Source organism: Patescibacteria group bacterium, assembly GCA_041665365.1.
Taxonomy (GTDB): domain Bacteria; phylum Patescibacteriota; class Patescibacteriia; order UBA9570; family UBA9570; genus UBA9570.
Genome location: JBAYIY010000016.1, coordinates 1 through 16,311, shown reverse-complemented (window position 1 = coordinate 16,311; position 16,311 = coordinate 1). Strand labels below are relative to the sequence as shown.

Genomic DNA, 16,311 nt, shown 5'->3' with positions numbered 1-16,311 from the left:
TTTTTGTGGCCTAGAGTAGAACAACTATTTTTTATTACATCTACTTTCATTCCTTCTTTTAAGAATGGTTTGGCTTCGGAGAAAGTCATAACTAGATTTTATAGTTAGTGAATAAGTCTTTTGAACCACCAGCCCTAACATTTATTTCGCCTAATTTATCCATCAAATCGTTGTGGTTGGCGGTGGTGATTGTGATTACTTCGTTTAGTTTACGTTGAGTTTCAAGTAAATAGTCTACTATGTCTATTAGAGAAAACATAGCTTCTCTCCACTCGTCAAACCCATTTGGCTGAGGGATTGATTTAATTTCCTCTAACTGAGTAGTGGGAGTTTCCTCACTAGGCATTTGGTTTTCCATAATACTCCTTTCTGGGTAATCTACCCTTAAATCCTAATTTACGAAGTTTTTGAGAAATTCTTTGTCTTGTAACTGGTGGTTGTTGCGCCTCTCCGATTTGTCTAAGGGTTAGACCAAGTTCCCTGCTTTCAATTAAGATTTTGTCATCTAACATATTAAAACCACTTACAGTTTGGATTAAATGTATTTACGTGTACCCCCAAATCAAGCAGAGTAATTATGCTTGCCATTTTGTCCCCCAAGATATTCTCGTTTCCATTAGAGTTACGGAAAGACCAACTAAACAGTTCTGGGCGGTGCTTGGTCGCTTCTAATTGCTTTAGTGCCAACCCGTGCCGAGATGAGCAACACTCAAAATTTGGGTTGGCTGGTTCGTTACAGGTTGGATAACCACATTTAATGAATTTCATATCTTTAGTATACACCCTATAATATATTTGTCAATACCCTATATTTTGGCTAGGTTAAGCCCTTTTCTGCTATTTATAAATGACTTGTGGATAAATCGCATTATCTTTTTTAGCTTGGTTTCTGGTTGTATTTTTTTCTCTTTGGGTGAACTAGCAATACCACCAGCCTTATGGTCGCAAGCTATACAGTAGTTGCCATAGAGTCTGTAATGATTCCAAGTGCCTGGGATTGTAGAATCACAAACACAGCACTTGTCTTTTATTCTATTGACGTACTCTTGAGAGTTAAAATTCATAATTAAATACTCCTGTAACCATTAAGATTCTAATAATATCATAATCTTCGCCATACTTTTTATTTAACTCTTTCCATTGAATAGATACTCCTGTTCTTTGTTCGTCTGTTAAGGCACATATAGAGGCCATTAAATCGTTGGCAGGTATTTCCTGAGTCTTGGGAAGCGGTTTTTGCTCACCAATAAACATTTTATAAGAATAGTTATGCTCTGTAACTGCCGAGGTGTGATAGATAGTTTTGGAACTAATATTTGAACAAATAATAGAATATTTATCACGAACAGTTGTTTTAATCGGTTCATTTGGAATAGACGACCCCATACCACTCTGCCCTTGTGGTACTACACCAACTTGAGTTGGTTGGCTAATAGTTGGTTGGCTAAACTGGAATCCTTTATCAGCAGAGATGGACTCAATATCAAGATGATTAAAATCCGTGGCTACTTTAATTGGAGTTCCCAATGTATAATTGATAAAAAATACATCAGCTACATCTTTTACTTGTTTAGCCCAGTCAACTCCATATAATTCAATTGCTAATGCCTCGGTTTCTACCCAACGTAGAGTTCCGTTTTGACCTACCGAGTAGACCTTGGGGTCAGTGGTAATCTTAATTAGGTTTCCTGGTTTATAAGTTACATTACCACCCAAAGGAATACCATATAATTCTTGGTCGGCAATAGTTTGAATACCAATAAAGTCAACATACCAACTCTTAAACACGCTTTCGTTGGGAAAAACGTAGCGTTTGTCGTTGTTGGCGACATAATATACCGAGTCAAAAGACGCTCCCTTGACTAATGTATTGCGTAAACTTGGGGCAGATAATGCAAATAATGGCATTAAAAGCCCTATAATTATTGAGATGTAGTATTTCATAATTGATTAGCTAATGATTTAACCTTGCTTAAATAATCTTGGGCTTGCTTACCACCGCCGTTGTGTCGGGCTACACTTGTCCACCAATCGCTCTTAGCTCCATTTTTTATCATATAGTCTAGTGTCCAGTTAGTTGAGCAAGTAAAAGACTTAGCACACTTCTCACTTACGTTATGGAGTTTAACTCTTATTTGATAATATCCAATACTACTACCACCGTCCCCGATAGCGTGAGCCTTGCCGCCAGACTCCACCGCCACCATAGCAAGTAGTGTACGCCAGCACCTACTAGAGCCACCAAAGCCCTTGAGTTCGCACAGGTAAGCGGTACGTTGTTGCCTAGTAACGTGGTAGACGTTTGGTTGGGTTGTATAGAGTGCTGTGGCTTCTTGTAGGCGAGGTTCTAAATATCCCCCAACAGAACGGTAACTGTTTAGGGTAATAGTGCCAACAGCCACTAACATTATTAGTGTTAGAAGTGCTACGGCCAAATATAGGCGTGTCTTGGTTGGCTTGGCGTATTGGTTGCCACGCCAATGGGTTGAGGTTGAATAAGTTTTGAGCATATTTGTTTTGGTTAGTTGATTAACAATCGTGAGAGCCTAGCCACTAGTGGGCTAAACGATTTTTAATAGGTATACAAGTTATATTAGCGTCAATATAAAATGAACTCTCCCCAAAACTGTTCTTAAAATACTGGTTTTGTTCTTTGGTGGTAAAGCGGAAAAAATCAGAATAATTGGCTAACAAATTAAGTAAGCCAAGAAAATCAGTTTTTCGTTCTATCTCACCACAAACATAAACGTTAAACTTAGTATCAAGCATTTTAAGTGATAGTTTCATATAATTATAGGTTAGCTGATTACGTTTAATGTTCGTTTAATGTTCGTTTAATGTTCGTTTAATGTTCGTTTAATGTTCACTTGACTCTAATAATAAGCTAGTGTAGGATACCGAGAAGTGGTGATAGGTACTCAGACTAGGAGCCTGTATAAGTCTTTCGCTACCACCCACTTCCAGGTAATACTTTAATGATATACCCGCTAGAGATATTTGTCAATAGCCCTACAAATAGCTCAACTTAGCGAAATTAAACCAAACCACTACGTTTGGCTGTTTTTGTTGTTTGAGTAATCCACAGTTAGGTTGTGGATAAGTAAGGAGTGTCTGTCAATTGGGGCTAAGGTTAGCCCATTTTAAGGGTTTTGTAATTAAAAAATGTAGGGTATACAATTAAATTGAGCTAGAAACTCAGTATTTGTCCGTAACGATTCATTGTCTGGTACGTCTTATTAGACAGAATAGACTATAAAACAAAAAGATTTAATTGTCAAACGATAAAATGACTTCTTGGGCTTGAGTTGTTCACAGTTGCCCCAAAAAATGAATAATGTATGGCAAATGCTCGCCTCTTGATTTTTTTCTCTAGATATGCTATAATTACCTTATTAGGAAGTTAATAATGGCTAAAAACAAACATTCAAAACTAGCTCAACAGATTATGCTAAGCTGGTATGAAGTAGAAAGTATTTACGGGCGGCAGAGCCTATAAAAGTAATACAATTGATACAAACGTCAATAGCTGGTACATCACCGCCCAACAATACTTAAATTAGACTTTTTACAACGTAATAACACAGACATATAAGCGGAACTGTCTGTATAAAAAACACGCTTTCTATGATTTTGTTGGTTCTTCCAATTGCCCGCTCTGTCCGCTGACCTGACAACGGGCGACCTCAAGAGCCAATAAGATATAGTCCACGACATCTAGGGGCGTAGATAATGTTGACCAAATCGCCCAAATATAAGACTTAAAGAGTTATTCCCCTGTAACATAGGTCTTAGGGATACTAGGTACTAAGTGGTAGTTATTACTTCATCAAATGGAATATCTTGGTATTGAGGGATATAAAGGTTAGAGAGCGTCTTCAATTATTGACAAATATGAGAAAAGGTGTTGGAGTTAAATTACAATATGACTACTGCAAGTGTGGTGGACAACGGGAAGTAGTGGTTAATTTGGGCGAAGATAATAGGATTTTGGGCTGGAATTGTAAAAGTTGTGGGGATAAACAAGACACTAATCCTAATGAGTATTTGACAATGAGAGAAAAAGATGAGCCAGTAAAAGAAAAGCCATGTGCTTGGGACTTTAGAACCGAGAGAACCAAGCCACCGGAGAAGTATTTACCAACCGAAGGGCATATTTTGGATTATATAATGCAACAACAGTCATTATGACAACCACCACAGCATACTCCCCCATAGTATTTACTAACCTAACCAGTTATACCTATGGCAAAGAGATTGTGTATATGTGCAAGGAAAGCAATTAGTTTTATAGGTGATTTTGGGTGGTGCGGGCGTGATGGGTGCTTGGATTATTTAGCTCGTGAATACGATAAATCTATTAAGAAGTTAATTGATAAATCAAATGGCAGATGTAGGCAGACCAACGGTGATGACAGCCGAGATTGTAGCAAAACTTGAAGATGCTTTTTTAAGAGGACTAAATGATTCAGAAGCTTGTTTTTACGCAAATATCAGTCGCTCGGCATTTTATGATTATATTCAACTAAATCCTGAATTTAACGACAGAAAAGAGCAATTAAAGGAAGCTGTTAAGACAAGAGCTAAACTAAACATAGAACAGGGTATATCTGCTGGTGACAAGCCACTTTCTCAATGGTACTTAGAGCGTAGAGATAAGGATTTTAAGAGTAAGTCAGAGGTTTCTGCTGAGGTTAGTGTATCTTCACTTAAAGACGAAGAAAAAGCTAAATTAAATGAATTATTGTGATAAATAAGAAAGCCCTAGATGTTGTTATCAATGGTAAACCAGCCGAGAGAATCTATTTATGTGAAAAAGACTTTTCACTATTTCTTTGTTATTACTTTACCGAGTACCTAGTATATCCATTTGCCCCATTTCATTATGAGATGTTTGGGGATTTGAAAGATTTAACAGAACGCAAAATAAGAGAACTGGCATGGGTGATGTTTCGTGAAAGTGCCAAGACATCATTTGCCAAGATATACCTGATTTGGCTGATAATTTACAAAAAGAAGAAGTATCTAAACGTAGACTCGTTTGATAAGGCCAACGCTGAAAGCATACTGTTTGATGTAGTAACCTCTTTACAAACAAACCAAAAGATATTAGCTGACTTCGGGGAACTTTATAACCGCAAGCGCGACCCTGACGAGGCTACTATAAAACGGATTAGTAATTTTATAACTAACAATGGCGTTCGTGTTGAGGCTCACTCAACCCAAGAGAGTGTTCGTGGCCGCTTATTCGGTGAGCAACGCCCAGACTTTGTATTACTAGATGACTTTGAAACCTCTAAGACTAAAGACTCACTAGCCTATACACAACAGGTAATTAAGCATATAGACGAATTTAAGGCTGGATTAGGGCCTGAGGCAATAGTTATCTACTTGGGTAACTACATAACAGAACTGGGTTCAATACAAAGTTTAATAGACAGAGCTAAGACTGACACGGGATTAAGGATTCGCATGGTAGGTGTAGAAGATGGCGGTAACGCTTGGCCTGGTAAATATGGATTAACTGACGCTGAAGTAGTGGGTACTAACAAAGTAAGCCTAGAGGATAAAAAGAAACAATTGGGTTCATCTGTTTATTCTGCTGAAATGCTTAATCAACCAATAGACGAAGAAACACAAGAGTTTAGAAAAGAACTGTTCTTAAAAATAGACCAAGATACAGTTGATAACAAAGATACTAGACGGTTTGTTACTATCGACACAGCCATTAGTGAGAAAGCTGAGGCAGACTTTACTGGTGTAGCGGTCAACTATGTAGACAACGAGAACAAGTGGCACTTGATAGCCAAGAGATATAAGTTTTCCCCCAAAGACCTAATTGAATTGTTATTCTCTCTGTATCGTGAGTATTCACCCGAAAAGATAGGTATCGAGAAAACCATTTATTTACAAGTATTTAAGCCGTTTTTAGATGATGAGTGCCGCAAGCGTAATGTATTCTTGCCCATTGTAGAGCTGGAACACGCCCAAGTGAACAAACATACCAGAATTAGGGCGTTACTCCCAAGATACGAAAGTAAGTCTATATTCCACATAACAGGCCAATGTAACGATTTAGAGGAAGAAGCTCTAAGATTTCCAAGAGGAGTACATGATGACGTAATAGATGCCGTAGCTTATCAGATACAAATAGCTGAAGCCCCCATTGGGGAGAACGAGGACTTAATGAGAATCTATGCGAACCGTCAAGAAAGAGCAACCAGTGAACTTGTTTAAGACCAAAAACCAGCCCACCCGTGATATGGAGGCCATATTCACTGAACGTGGCGACCCAGAGTATAGAGCCAAACAAATGATATTAAAAGCTCGTGAGGAGCATTTAGACCATAGCGACCAAGGAATATGAAGATATTTGAAACAATAACTAACGAGATTGATTCTTACCTTAATGGTCAAGTACCAATAAGTGAGGGATATAATTTTTCACAATACAAACTAATCAAGCGTTTGGCTTTGTATGCTAACGGTATTTACCCCAAGGGTAAGATAGACAAACAGGGTAATTACAAATACTGGATTGATATAATTCAACCCCGCATTGACAGCGAGGTAAAGAATATAGATTTTGATACTAAGAATATTATAGCTTACTCGGATTCTGATAAGGATTCAGCGGCTATGCTTTTGATTAACCTTTCCCTAAAAGACTGGTTATCTACCAATGGTCAAGGAGTAGAACTAAATGACGCTATTGAGGAAGGCTCTGGTTGGGGTAATGTGGTGTGGAAAAAGATTAAGGGTGGCTATGAGCGTGTATCTCTAAAAGATTTCTACGTTGTCAACCAACAGGCCAAGACACTAGACGACACACCTGTTATTGAGAAGCATATTTTAACTCAATCTGAATTAAGAGCCAAAAGTGGTACTTGGAATAATAATGTTGACGAAGTGATTAAGAATTGCGGCAACAAGAGCTTTGTTACTATCCCAGGCGGAGCAAGTGAGAGTAAGGAAACGCCCTATTATGAGATTTATGAGCGTAATGGTGAAATAAGTACACAAGCACTTAAAGAAGCCCAGGGCAAGTCTGGTGGAGATGAGAACGAGTTTGTGTTGGCTAGAGTAGTAGTAGCTGGACTTAAAAAGGGTGATAAGGGCGGTAGGTATGTTCTATTTGCTGAAGAATTACCAGGCAAGATGTCTGACTGGTATAAAGAATACCACCGTGGCCGCTACAATGGTCGTTGGTTTAGAACTGGTATTATTGAACTATTACTTGATATTCAAACTCGAATAAATGAAATAAGAAACCAAATAGCTCGTGGCCTAGAGTGGGCCTCTAAAACACTATTCCGTAGTCAAGACAGGATACTTGCCAACAACATATTAACAGACCTTAAAAATGGTGATGTGGTCAAGTCTACCGACTTACAACAGATACCTGTTCGTATGGAAGGCTTAGACCAATTATTAGCCGATGAAGATGCCCTGTTGAAGATGGGGGACAAACTGTGTAACTCCTTTGAAGTAGTAACTGGTGAATCAATGCCTTCGGGTACTCCTTTCCGCTTAGGCTCAATGCTTAACCAGAACGCTAATAAGTTGTTTGACTTTATTCGTGAGAAACTTGGACTTTCGTTGGGCGAGGTATTCCAAGACTGGGTATTACCCGACTTAATGAAGTATCTAAGAACCAAAGAAGTGTTGCGTCTTACTGGCGACCCAGATTTAATGAAGCGTTACTATGAAATGGTGGTCAATGGTTGGTATGTTAAGAACCTAATCGCTCTCCCCCCCCACGGCCCAGAGGAAGCTACCGCATTAAAGGCTCAAAAACTACAAGAGATACAAGCTAAACCAGAACAGTTTATTAAAGTAGAAGATGATTTCTGGGATGGAGTTAAACCCCGTATCAAGGTAGACATTACGGGCGAGGGGGTGTCTTTGCCAGAGGAACTTGAAACGCTTAAAACATTTGTTCAGCTTGAGCAAGACCCAATTAGACGTTCAGCCTTGATTGAGATGGCTATGAAGAAAAAGGGAATTGATGTTAGCCAATTAGCTAAGACACCGCCCCAGCCAGTTCAACAACCACAACAAGAACCTAATCCACAATTAACTGCTAACGCACCAGCTTAATATGTTTTTAAAACCAATGGGTTATCTCAAAAGACAAAAGATGGTAGACGAAGCCGTAGAGCGTAAGGTTAAATCTATGTACCCTAGTGGACTAGCTGCAAGTGCTGGTGGTATGTTGGAACGTAAAAAGATTAGAGCCGAGATGGTGGCCAAATTAACTTCCAAGAATAAGAACTTATTAAAATACTAAATATGAAAGAATTTATTTTTAGTAAATTAAGTGATATACCAAGGGGCAGTATAAACCTTGATGATGAGGTTGGTTTAGAAAATCGTTTTAATAGTGGTAAGACCTTGATAATTTTTACAACAGATGACGTTGTGTTGGGGCAAGATGGTGGAGGCGCATTACCAATGTTCATTGATTTAGAAGATTGGAGAAATATAAATATCATGGCTCAACTTAGGGTTTATGCTAATAATAAATTACAAGAATATGTTGCTACTAAAATATCTTAAAGAGATTTATAATTTTGACATTATTAAATATCTAAAGGTCGAAATAATGAGTTTATTTAATCATTTACCACACAAAACTATGGCATACGACAAATCATACTACGAACAAAAGCTACAAGTTGTAAACCAACGATATATTAAGAGGTTGGAAGACACTATTATTAGTCTTACTAACACCCTACAATCATTTTTAACCGACAAACAGGTATTGGTTGAGGAATCACAAGAGATAGTTGCTCACATCAAAGAGCAAGAAAAGCTAGCCGAAGAAAAGAAAGAGGAACCTAAGCCAGAAGAAAAAGCTTAATATGCTTACTGAAACAGCACTTAAACTCAAAAAGGTATTACAAGGCGAAATATACGCTGACCTTGTTAAGTGGCTTGTTTTACAGATAACAGATATGCGGGACATCAACAATGTCCGCCACTGTTCTAAAGCTGCTGACCAAGCTGTTGAGTTAAAGGCTCAAGTAAAAGCATACGAAAGACTTCATGGTATCTTCTCTGAGATTATAGAAGTACCAAACATAAAAGACCCATTATCGCCCCCCGACCCATCTCTATATGGACTGGGTAAAGAAGATATAGAAAAGTAGATTAACAACTCGAAAGCCCTGCTCATTGGTGACACCCTTCTGGTTGTCATCTGTTTCCGAGCAGGGGGCAGATGATGACTAGAGTGGTGTCAGTAATGACACCGCTTTTTTAATTAAGATTTAATTAACCAAGCAAATATATGGACAATGTCCAAGAAAAAGTTGAGGAACTTGAAAATCCTACACCCGAAGCCATACAGGCTGAGGAAAAAGCCCTTACGCCAGAAGCTGAGGAGAAAGTACGCTCTCAAGTAATTGAGAAATACGGACTTGACCCAGACTTACAGGCAGACCTTATTGATTCACTGGTAAAAGATAAGGTGGAGGAACACAAGAGATTTAGTACCGCTGTTAAGCAAAAGCGTTCATGGCGAGAAAAAGCTCTTAAACAACCAGAGGTCAAGACTGAAGTGAAAACCGAAGTTAAGGCCGTTGATGACTCTCTGATAAGTCAGAAGGTCGCTGAACAGTTAGACCAACGGGACTTAGAATCCCTTGAGCTATCTGATGAGATAAAGAGTGAGATAAAAAACTATGCGAAACTTAACAATATCTCCGTCAAGGTGGCGGCTCAATCCGATTACATTGGTTTCTTAAAGACCAAGGCGGCAGAGAAAGCCAAAGTTGAGGGCGCTGGTATTGGGGGAGTTCGCAAAACACAGCCAACAAAAGACTTTAGCGATAAAACTCCTAACGATTTCGACTTGTCTACTGAAGATGGTCGCAAAGAGTGGGAAGAATACAAAAGGTGGCAAAAGTCACAATAGGTCGATTAGTTAAAGTGTTGGCTGCCTAATCAAATAATAGAAATATAAAATTATGTCAAATCAATTAGGCAATGGCGTATTCAATCCCGCATTTTGGAGTAACGAAATGCAAGTCGTTTTCTTCAAAGAGAACGTGGCATTGGCACTCGCCAACACCGAATTGCGTGACCAACTTTCAGTTGGTGATGTAATTCACAAGCCGTATCGCTCACGCCTTCATGTGAAAAACTACACTAAGGGCTCTGACATTACGGTATTCGATGTGTCTGGTACAGACGAATATCTGACCGTAGACACCACCAAGATTGTTCCATTTTACGTGGATGACTTGGACAAAATACAAAACAAGTGGGATATGGCAACTAAGTTTTCTGCCGATGCCCAAAGACTCTTGAACAACGTACTAGAACAGGCTGTATTGTCTGAATACTCGAATGCTTCGTCAAATGTGTATTTGGCTGATATTGGTGGTTCTGGTGCTACAACTGCTATTCCGTTGACTACTGCTAACGTACAGAACGTCTTTACTGCGGCTTCCCGCAAATTAGACCAACTGGACATTCCGCAGGGTCAGCGCTTCGCAGTTATCGGCCCTCGTGCTTTGGAAGTTCTACGCTTGCAAGGTGCTGGTCGTGAAACAGGAGTTGGTGATGTGGTACAGGAAAATGGTCGCATTGGAAACCGCTTTGGTTTTGAGTTGTATTACTCTAACAATGTTCCTTTCACCGCTACATTAACCACTTCGGCTGCGATTGCTAACGCTGAAACAGTTACTATCAACGGCTGTACCTTTACATTTAAGGATGCGGCTGCTGTGAACGCTGGTGAAGTATACTCTGGTGGTTCAGACGCTGATACAACTACTCAATTGGTAGCCGCTATCAACGCTTGTTCTACTGGTGTACAGGGTACGTCTACTACATATATTCTTCCTTCGGAAGCTAATATGTGGAAGATTACCAAGGCTGGTATTGTGGCAACTGACGCTACTACCTCGATAACCTTGGTTGGTTACGGCGACATCGCTGTATCTGGAACTATGGGTCAGGCTGCTAACGTTTGGTCTGCTCAACAGCAACACTTGGTATTCGGTATGAAGGGTGCTACTGACCTCGTGGTTCAGAAGTCCCCATCTGTCGAGTTCCGTGTAGCTGAAAAGCGTTTGGGTAAGTATGTCTATCCGTGGACTCTCTACGGCAAAAAGACCTTTACCGACATGAAAGACGCTTTGGCTGTTGCTCACCTTGACGCTTCAAGCTGGACATAAAGATAAAATTATTCTTTGGCGGCTTCTTATTCAGCAAACCGCCCCCCTTCGGGGGAGAATAATTACCCCAATATATGTTAATTGGTCGTCCCAAGGGATACAAGTGTTCTAAAGAAACTAAGAATAAAACCAGTGAAACGCTAAAGAGGTTAAAAATTAAACCACCGTTAACAATAATTCGTGGAGAAAATCATTACAACTGGAGGGGTGGAATAACGCCACAAAAAAAGAAAATTAGAAATTCTTTAGAATATAAACTTTGGAGAACTGCGGTATTCACAAGAGACAATTATACCTGTATATGGTGTGGAGATAATAGTGGTGGCAATCTGGAAGCTGACCACATTAAACCATTTGCTCTATATCCAGAACTTAGATTCGCCATAGATAATGGTCGTACTCTTTGTAAGAATTGTCATAGAAAAACAGATACTTGGGGTAAAAATATAATTTAATCTGAGGTAAGAGTTCTCTTTTTAAGAAACTCCTACAAAAGGACAATAAAATATGAGTAAAGTATTAAATCGTTCACTCAAGTTATGTGGCGAGGATAGGGTGGTTGGAGCTTCGGCTACTTCTATTACTGTCTTAGAATATGACTCAAGTGATAATATATTGCGAGCCAAGGGAGCTACGGTTCCTACTGACGCAGACGCTGGCTATGCTGCTGGGTGTACCTTTATTGATACATCTAGTGGCGTAGGTACTACCTATTATGTCAACGAAGGCTCGGCTACCTCTTGTGATTTCAATGTGTCTGCTGGTTCAACTGGCGATATTACTGAAGTTGTGGCTGGTGCTGGTCTAACTGGTGGTGGTGCTTCGGGCTCAGTAACATTAACTGTGGCTAACACAGATGGTAAAATTACTGTCGGTGCTAACTCGATTGATATTACCGCCGCCTCGTTAGTAAATGCTGACGTATCGCTTACTGCTGCTATCGCTTATTCTAAGTTAGCTGTTTTGACTTCAAACAAGTTATTGGCTGGTGTAAGCAACGTAGCAACCGTTTGTGCTGTGGCTGGTGATGTAACAATGACCGCTGCTGGTACTGACGCTACTTTCGCTATCGCTTCTGGTGTTATCGTCAATGATGACGTAAATGCCTCGGCTGCTATTGCTTTTAGCAAATTAGCTGCCCTTCCTTCCGCTCAACTGCTTGTTGGTTCGGCTGGAAACGTAGCTACTGCTGTTGCAATAACTGGCGACGTGGCTATTACCAATGCTGGTTTAACAACTGTAACCGACTTAACTATTGCGTCTGAGGCTGAGGGCGATATCCTTTACCGCAACGCTACTGGTTGGGTTCGTTTGGCTAAACCAGGTTCTGCTGGTTACTTCTTGCAAGGTGGTACTGCCCCAGCTTGGAGTATTCCTTCTGCTGGTGCTGCTTCCTCTATCGTAAATGGTGCAACACTATCTGACGCTGGTGCGTTAGACGCAACTATTACCTTCACTACCCAAACTGTTGGTGGCGCAAGTGTGGTTGTTCCTGACTTCGCTGCGGCTTCTGCTTTCACGTTTGCTTTCTTAACAAAGGCTCAAACGTGGTCTGCTAACCAAACTGTCCAATACGGTAACTTACTATTGGGCGACAACGACAACGGTCAAACCCTTCAACTTCTCGTTAATGAGAACATGACTGGTAACAAGACATTGACGTTGAAAGTAAATGACACTAACCGAACAATCGACATCAAGGGTGATGTAACTCTCTCTGGTGCTCTATTGACCGTTGGTGATGACTCTGTAACCTTCACTACTACTGCTGCGACTGATGTTACGCTTCCTACAACTGGTACGCTTGCTACGTTGTCGGGTGCTGAAACATTGGCCTCAAAGACATTGACACAACCAAAGATTGTTACCACTGGCTTTATTGCTGATGGTGGTGGAGATGAGTTCTTAACATTTGTTGAGTCTGGTACTCCAGTCAATTATGTTGAGGTTCAAAACGCTGATACTCTTAATGCCGCTGTGGTAAGAGGAAATGGTAGCGATGCTGCTGTTGACTTAAAACTCTACGGTAAGGGTGTTGGTAGGGCGTACATTTGCGACAGTGCTGACCCAACAATAAAAGTTGGATTTGACATTGACGCTGCCACTACTGGCAAAACAATGTTGCTCTTGTCAACTCACACTGATGACAGAACACTAACTCTGCCTAACGCTACCGACACCTTGGTTGGTAAGGCTACGACTGACGTATTCACAAACAAGTCGTTTGATTGTGATGGTACTGGTAACGTATTAACCAACGTCAACGCTACCGAGCTTGACCCAGTTGGTGATGGTGCGACTACTATTCCGTTCATTATCTCAAAGACGGTTGCTAACTTGGCGGCTGCTGGTACAAACATTATAGCCACTCACCCCAAAATGAGGGTGGCTGACTGTTGGTTTGTGTCTTCAAGTGCTGACACCGGAACCCTAGCTGTCCATGTTGGACAAGTTGGTTCTGTTGGAGCTTCAATCGTTACGGCCATGACTATTCCGGCTGATGATATGCAAGTAACACGAGCAGACGAAATTGATGACGCTGCTTGGGATGTTGCTGCTAACGCTGGTTTGGTTGCGGTTGGTGATGGTGGTGCTTCAGTTGATGGAACTGTATACGTTCTTTGCTACCGCATAGACTAACAATTCCTAGTTCTTTTGGTGGTTTCTTGTACAAGTAAATCACCCCCCCTCGGGGGTAATTATTAACCCAACTATATGTTTTCACACCAAAATATCACGTTAGCTGCACCGACAACCACAGTTGTTAAAACTGGCTCTGGTTCACTACACGCCATTACGATAAACAAAGCTGCTGCGTCTGCTATAATTGCCATTTATGATGGTATTACTGCGGCTTCAGGAAGTCTTATTGGCACAATAACAATGCCTGGTACTCTTTTGGCAAGCCAAGCAACCTTGATTTATGATGTGTCGTTTGCTGAGGGCTTAACTATCGTTACAACTACCGCACAAGATATTACAGTAAGCTATAACTAATTATGGCGTGGTCTAATCAGGCCAAATCTTCTTCTGTTTTTGCTAACGGAAGTAAAAATTCATCATCTTTCACCAACCAAGGTCTTGGTGCGTCTTCTTTTTCTAATCAAAGCAAGAGTTCTACCTCGTTTGATGGTGGGGCAAGTTACTTGTTAAAAGAAGATACGTTTTTCCTTTTACTGGAAGATGGATTTAAGATTCTGTTAGACCAGTCAACGAACATTAAATCGCTCCCTACATGGGCGAACGCAACTAAGAATTAGCGATTAAATTTGTGGCAGATACTAAAATATCACAACTAACTACCTTATCACCAGTAGCTGATGACGATTTGATTGTGGTCGTGGATATTTCAGACACCACGATGGCTGTTACTGGGACTACCAAGAAGGCTGTTAAAACAGAATTAAAGGGTAATACGGGAGCTACGGGAGCCGCTGGTGCTGATGGTGACGACGCTTATGTTTACATAGCATACGCCTCTGATTCAAGTGGTACTGGATTTACCACGACTTTTAATTCTGCCCTTGATTATATTGCTATCAAAAACACTACAACCGCTATTGCTGTACCCCAAGCGTCTGACTTTACTGGACTATGGAAAAACTACAAAGGAACTACGGGTTCAGCGGGAGCTACGGGTTCAGCGGGAGTAGACGGTAATGATGCTTATGTTTATATTGCTTATGCCTCAGATAGTTCAGGTACAGATTTTACAACCACATTTAACGCTTCATTAGATTACATAGCTATTAAAACAACCACGGTTGCTATTCCCTCACCCTCTGCGTCAGACTTTACTGGTTTATGGAAGAATTATAAGGGTGCAACAGGCTCAACCGGAGCTACGGGTGCGGCAGGTGTGGTTCAAACAATCGGTATTACAACGGCTAATGGTGTGTCTGGTTCTTCCAGTGGTGGAGCAGACCCACGATTAACTGTTTCTTTGGGTGCTATAACACCTAGTACAGTAAATGCCCTAACACTTGCTTCTCAAGCTGTTGGTTTTACTATTGCTGGTGGTACGACATCTAAAACCCTGACAGTCCCCCTAGATGCTTCGGTGTCGGGAACTAATACTGGCGACCAAGTTGTTCCAGCTAATGAGGCTGGTTCAGCTAATAATTTTTTAACAGCCTACAACTCAACTACTGGTGCGTGGACAAAAGCTCAACCCACTTGGGCTAATATAGACAAAACAGTTTCTGATATTGGTGATTTGAATTTACGTTCCCATACCTCACTTTCTGATATTGGCTCTAAAACACACCTTCAAATAGATTCGTTTATTGAGGTTACTGTTCCTGCTACTTATCAAACTAAACTCACCAACTCAGCTGGCCTAGCGGCTGCCCTCTCAGATGAAACTGGTACAGGTTTTGCTGTTTTCAGCACAGCCCCTAATTTTGATACCGACATTACTTTTACTAAAGAAGTTGGCCATACTATATCGGTAGATAATTCTACTACTACTAATGTTGTCGGTGGAGACCTTACACTTAGAGCTGGTAATGGAAATGGAACTAACACTGGTGGAAGTTTAATAATTTATGCTGGTGATGGAGATAATCTTACGGGTACTGGTGCTGGAGGTGAGGTTTCCATCACTGGTGGTAGTGGCGGGGGAGTAACTGGGGCTGGTGGGGGCGTACAGGTGTTTGGTGGTGGTGCTTCGGTAGAGGGTGCTGGTGGCACTTTAGAAATTGGCGGAGGGGATGCTAATGGTGTTGGTAATAATGATGGTGGAAATATCTATTTTTATTCTGGGGTTCCAACTGGAGCTGGTGCAAATGGAAGGTTTAGATTTTTTGAACCAACGGCCCTTTTTTCTGGTGATTTAGATTTTACCAGCATCAATACTTCCGACAAAACCTTCACCTTTCAGAATCAAACTGGTACCGTAGGTCTGCTTCAGAATAAACTTTCAGAATTCGCCGCCACAACTTCAGCCGAGTTAGCTGGAGTGATAAGCGATGAAACCGGAAGCGGTGCTTTGGTATTTGGTACAGCACCAACTTTTACCACCAATATCTCTGTACCCATAGTTAAGCCAACCGCCGATTCCACTACTGCTATTCAAATTAACAAAGCAGACGGAACGACTAATGTTTTGAATGTAGATACGACT

The 16,311-nt window shown here is 40.7% G+C and carries 20 protein-coding genes; 15 read left to right on the top strand and 5 right to left on the bottom strand.

All coding sequences use genetic code 11. The features are described 5' to 3' along the window. Window positions 1–91 precede the first annotated feature (91 nt). The 5 genes from WCV88_06180 to WCV88_06160 form a co-directional block, all read right to left on the bottom strand. Complete coding sequence (locus tag WCV88_06180; protein ID MFA6475743.1) at window positions 92–358, bottom strand: hypothetical protein; 267 nt, start codon at window positions 356–358, stop codon at window positions 92–94. Beyond that, on the bottom strand, window positions 339–512 hold the full coding sequence (locus WCV88_06175; protein MFA6475742.1) for a hypothetical protein: 174 nt from the start codon (window positions 510–512) through the stop codon (window positions 339–341). The genes WCV88_06180 and WCV88_06175 overlap by 20 nt, the downstream gene beginning before the upstream one ends. 541 nt (window positions 513–1,053) lie before the next feature. Then, entirely contained in the window at window positions 1,054–1,944 is an 891-nt protein-coding gene (locus WCV88_06170; protein ID MFA6475741.1) for a hypothetical protein, read from the bottom strand. Further along, entirely contained in the window at window positions 1,941–2,510 is a 570-nt protein-coding gene (locus WCV88_06165; protein ID MFA6475740.1) for a hypothetical protein, read from the bottom strand. The genes WCV88_06170 and WCV88_06165 overlap by 4 nt, the downstream gene beginning before the upstream one ends. Window positions 2,511–2,553: 43 nt before the next feature. Further along, window positions 2,554–2,787 (bottom strand): hypothetical protein, encoded by a 234-nt coding sequence (locus WCV88_06160; protein MFA6475739.1) that lies wholly within the window; start codon window positions 2,785–2,787, stop codon window positions 2,554–2,556. Window positions 2,788–3,891: 1,104 nt separating this feature from the next. On the opposite strand from WCV88_06160, the gene WCV88_06155 reads away from it, so the two are divergent. The 15 genes from WCV88_06155 to WCV88_06085 all read left to right on the top strand — a co-directional run. Beyond that, window positions 3,892–4,188, top strand: a complete 297-nt coding sequence (locus tag WCV88_06155) for a hypothetical protein (protein ID MFA6475738.1) — start codon at window positions 3,892–3,894, stop codon at window positions 4,186–4,188. 193 nt (window positions 4,189–4,381) lie between these two features. Then, window positions 4,382–4,747 (top strand): hypothetical protein, encoded by a 366-nt coding sequence (locus tag WCV88_06150; GenBank protein ID MFA6475737.1) that lies wholly within the window; start codon window positions 4,382–4,384, stop codon window positions 4,745–4,747. After that, window positions 4,744–6,234: a hypothetical protein gene (locus WCV88_06145; protein MFA6475736.1), complete on the top strand. Its 1,491-nt coding sequence runs from the start codon at window positions 4,744–4,746 to the stop codon at window positions 6,232–6,234. Before WCV88_06150 ends, WCV88_06145 begins: the two co-directional genes overlap by 4 nt. 126 nt (window positions 6,235–6,360) lie before the next feature. Next, complete coding sequence (locus tag WCV88_06140) at window positions 6,361–8,097, top strand: hypothetical protein (GenBank protein MFA6475735.1); 1,737 nt, start codon at window positions 6,361–6,363, stop codon at window positions 8,095–8,097. Between the two features lies 1 nt (window position 8,098). After that, window positions 8,099–8,287 carry a hypothetical protein gene (locus tag WCV88_06135; protein MFA6475734.1) on the top strand — a complete coding sequence of 63 codons (189 nt, stop codon included), beginning with the start codon at window positions 8,099–8,101 and terminating at the stop codon, window positions 8,285–8,287. A 2-nt stretch (window positions 8,288–8,289) separates the two neighbouring features. Then, window positions 8,290–8,556 (top strand): hypothetical protein, encoded by a 267-nt coding sequence (locus tag WCV88_06130; protein ID MFA6475733.1) that lies wholly within the window; start codon window positions 8,290–8,292, stop codon window positions 8,554–8,556. Window positions 8,557–8,635: 79 nt separating this feature from the next. Next, the gene (locus WCV88_06125) at window positions 8,636–8,863 is read left to right on the top strand and encodes a hypothetical protein (protein ID MFA6475732.1); all 228 of its coding nucleotides are present in this window, start codon (window positions 8,636–8,638) and stop codon (window positions 8,861–8,863) included. Between the two features lies 1 nt (window position 8,864). After that, a complete protein-coding gene (locus tag WCV88_06120) occupies window positions 8,865–9,152 on the top strand; it encodes a hypothetical protein (GenBank protein ID MFA6475731.1) in 288 nt (95 codons plus the stop codon). Between the two features lie 140 nt (window positions 9,153–9,292). Next, a complete protein-coding gene (locus tag WCV88_06115; GenBank protein MFA6475730.1) occupies window positions 9,293–9,919 on the top strand; it encodes a hypothetical protein in 627 nt (208 codons plus the stop codon). Between the two features lie 52 nt (window positions 9,920–9,971). Then, entirely contained in the window at window positions 9,972–11,186 is a 1,215-nt protein-coding gene (locus tag WCV88_06110) for a hypothetical protein (GenBank protein MFA6475729.1), read from the top strand. A 74-nt stretch (window positions 11,187–11,260) separates the two neighbouring features. Next, window positions 11,261–11,641 (top strand): HNH endonuclease, encoded by a 381-nt coding sequence (locus tag WCV88_06105; protein ID MFA6475728.1) that lies wholly within the window; start codon window positions 11,261–11,263, stop codon window positions 11,639–11,641. A 52-nt stretch (window positions 11,642–11,693) separates the two neighbouring features. Further along, the gene (locus tag WCV88_06100; GenBank protein ID MFA6475727.1) at window positions 11,694–13,826 is read left to right on the top strand and encodes a hypothetical protein; all 2,133 of its coding nucleotides are present in this window, start codon (window positions 11,694–11,696) and stop codon (window positions 13,824–13,826) included. 75 nt (window positions 13,827–13,901) lie between these two features. Further along, on the top strand, window positions 13,902–14,183 hold the full coding sequence (locus WCV88_06095) for a hypothetical protein (protein MFA6475726.1): 282 nt from the start codon (window positions 13,902–13,904) through the stop codon (window positions 14,181–14,183). Window positions 14,184–14,185: 2 nt separating this feature from the next. Continuing rightward, entirely contained in the window at window positions 14,186–14,446 is a 261-nt protein-coding gene (locus tag WCV88_06090; GenBank protein ID MFA6475725.1) for a hypothetical protein, read from the top strand. A gap of 11 nt (window positions 14,447–14,457) precedes the next feature. Next, window positions 14,458–16,311 (top strand): hypothetical protein (locus WCV88_06085; GenBank protein MFA6475724.1); only part of this gene is annotated, 1,854 nt, incomplete at its 3' end.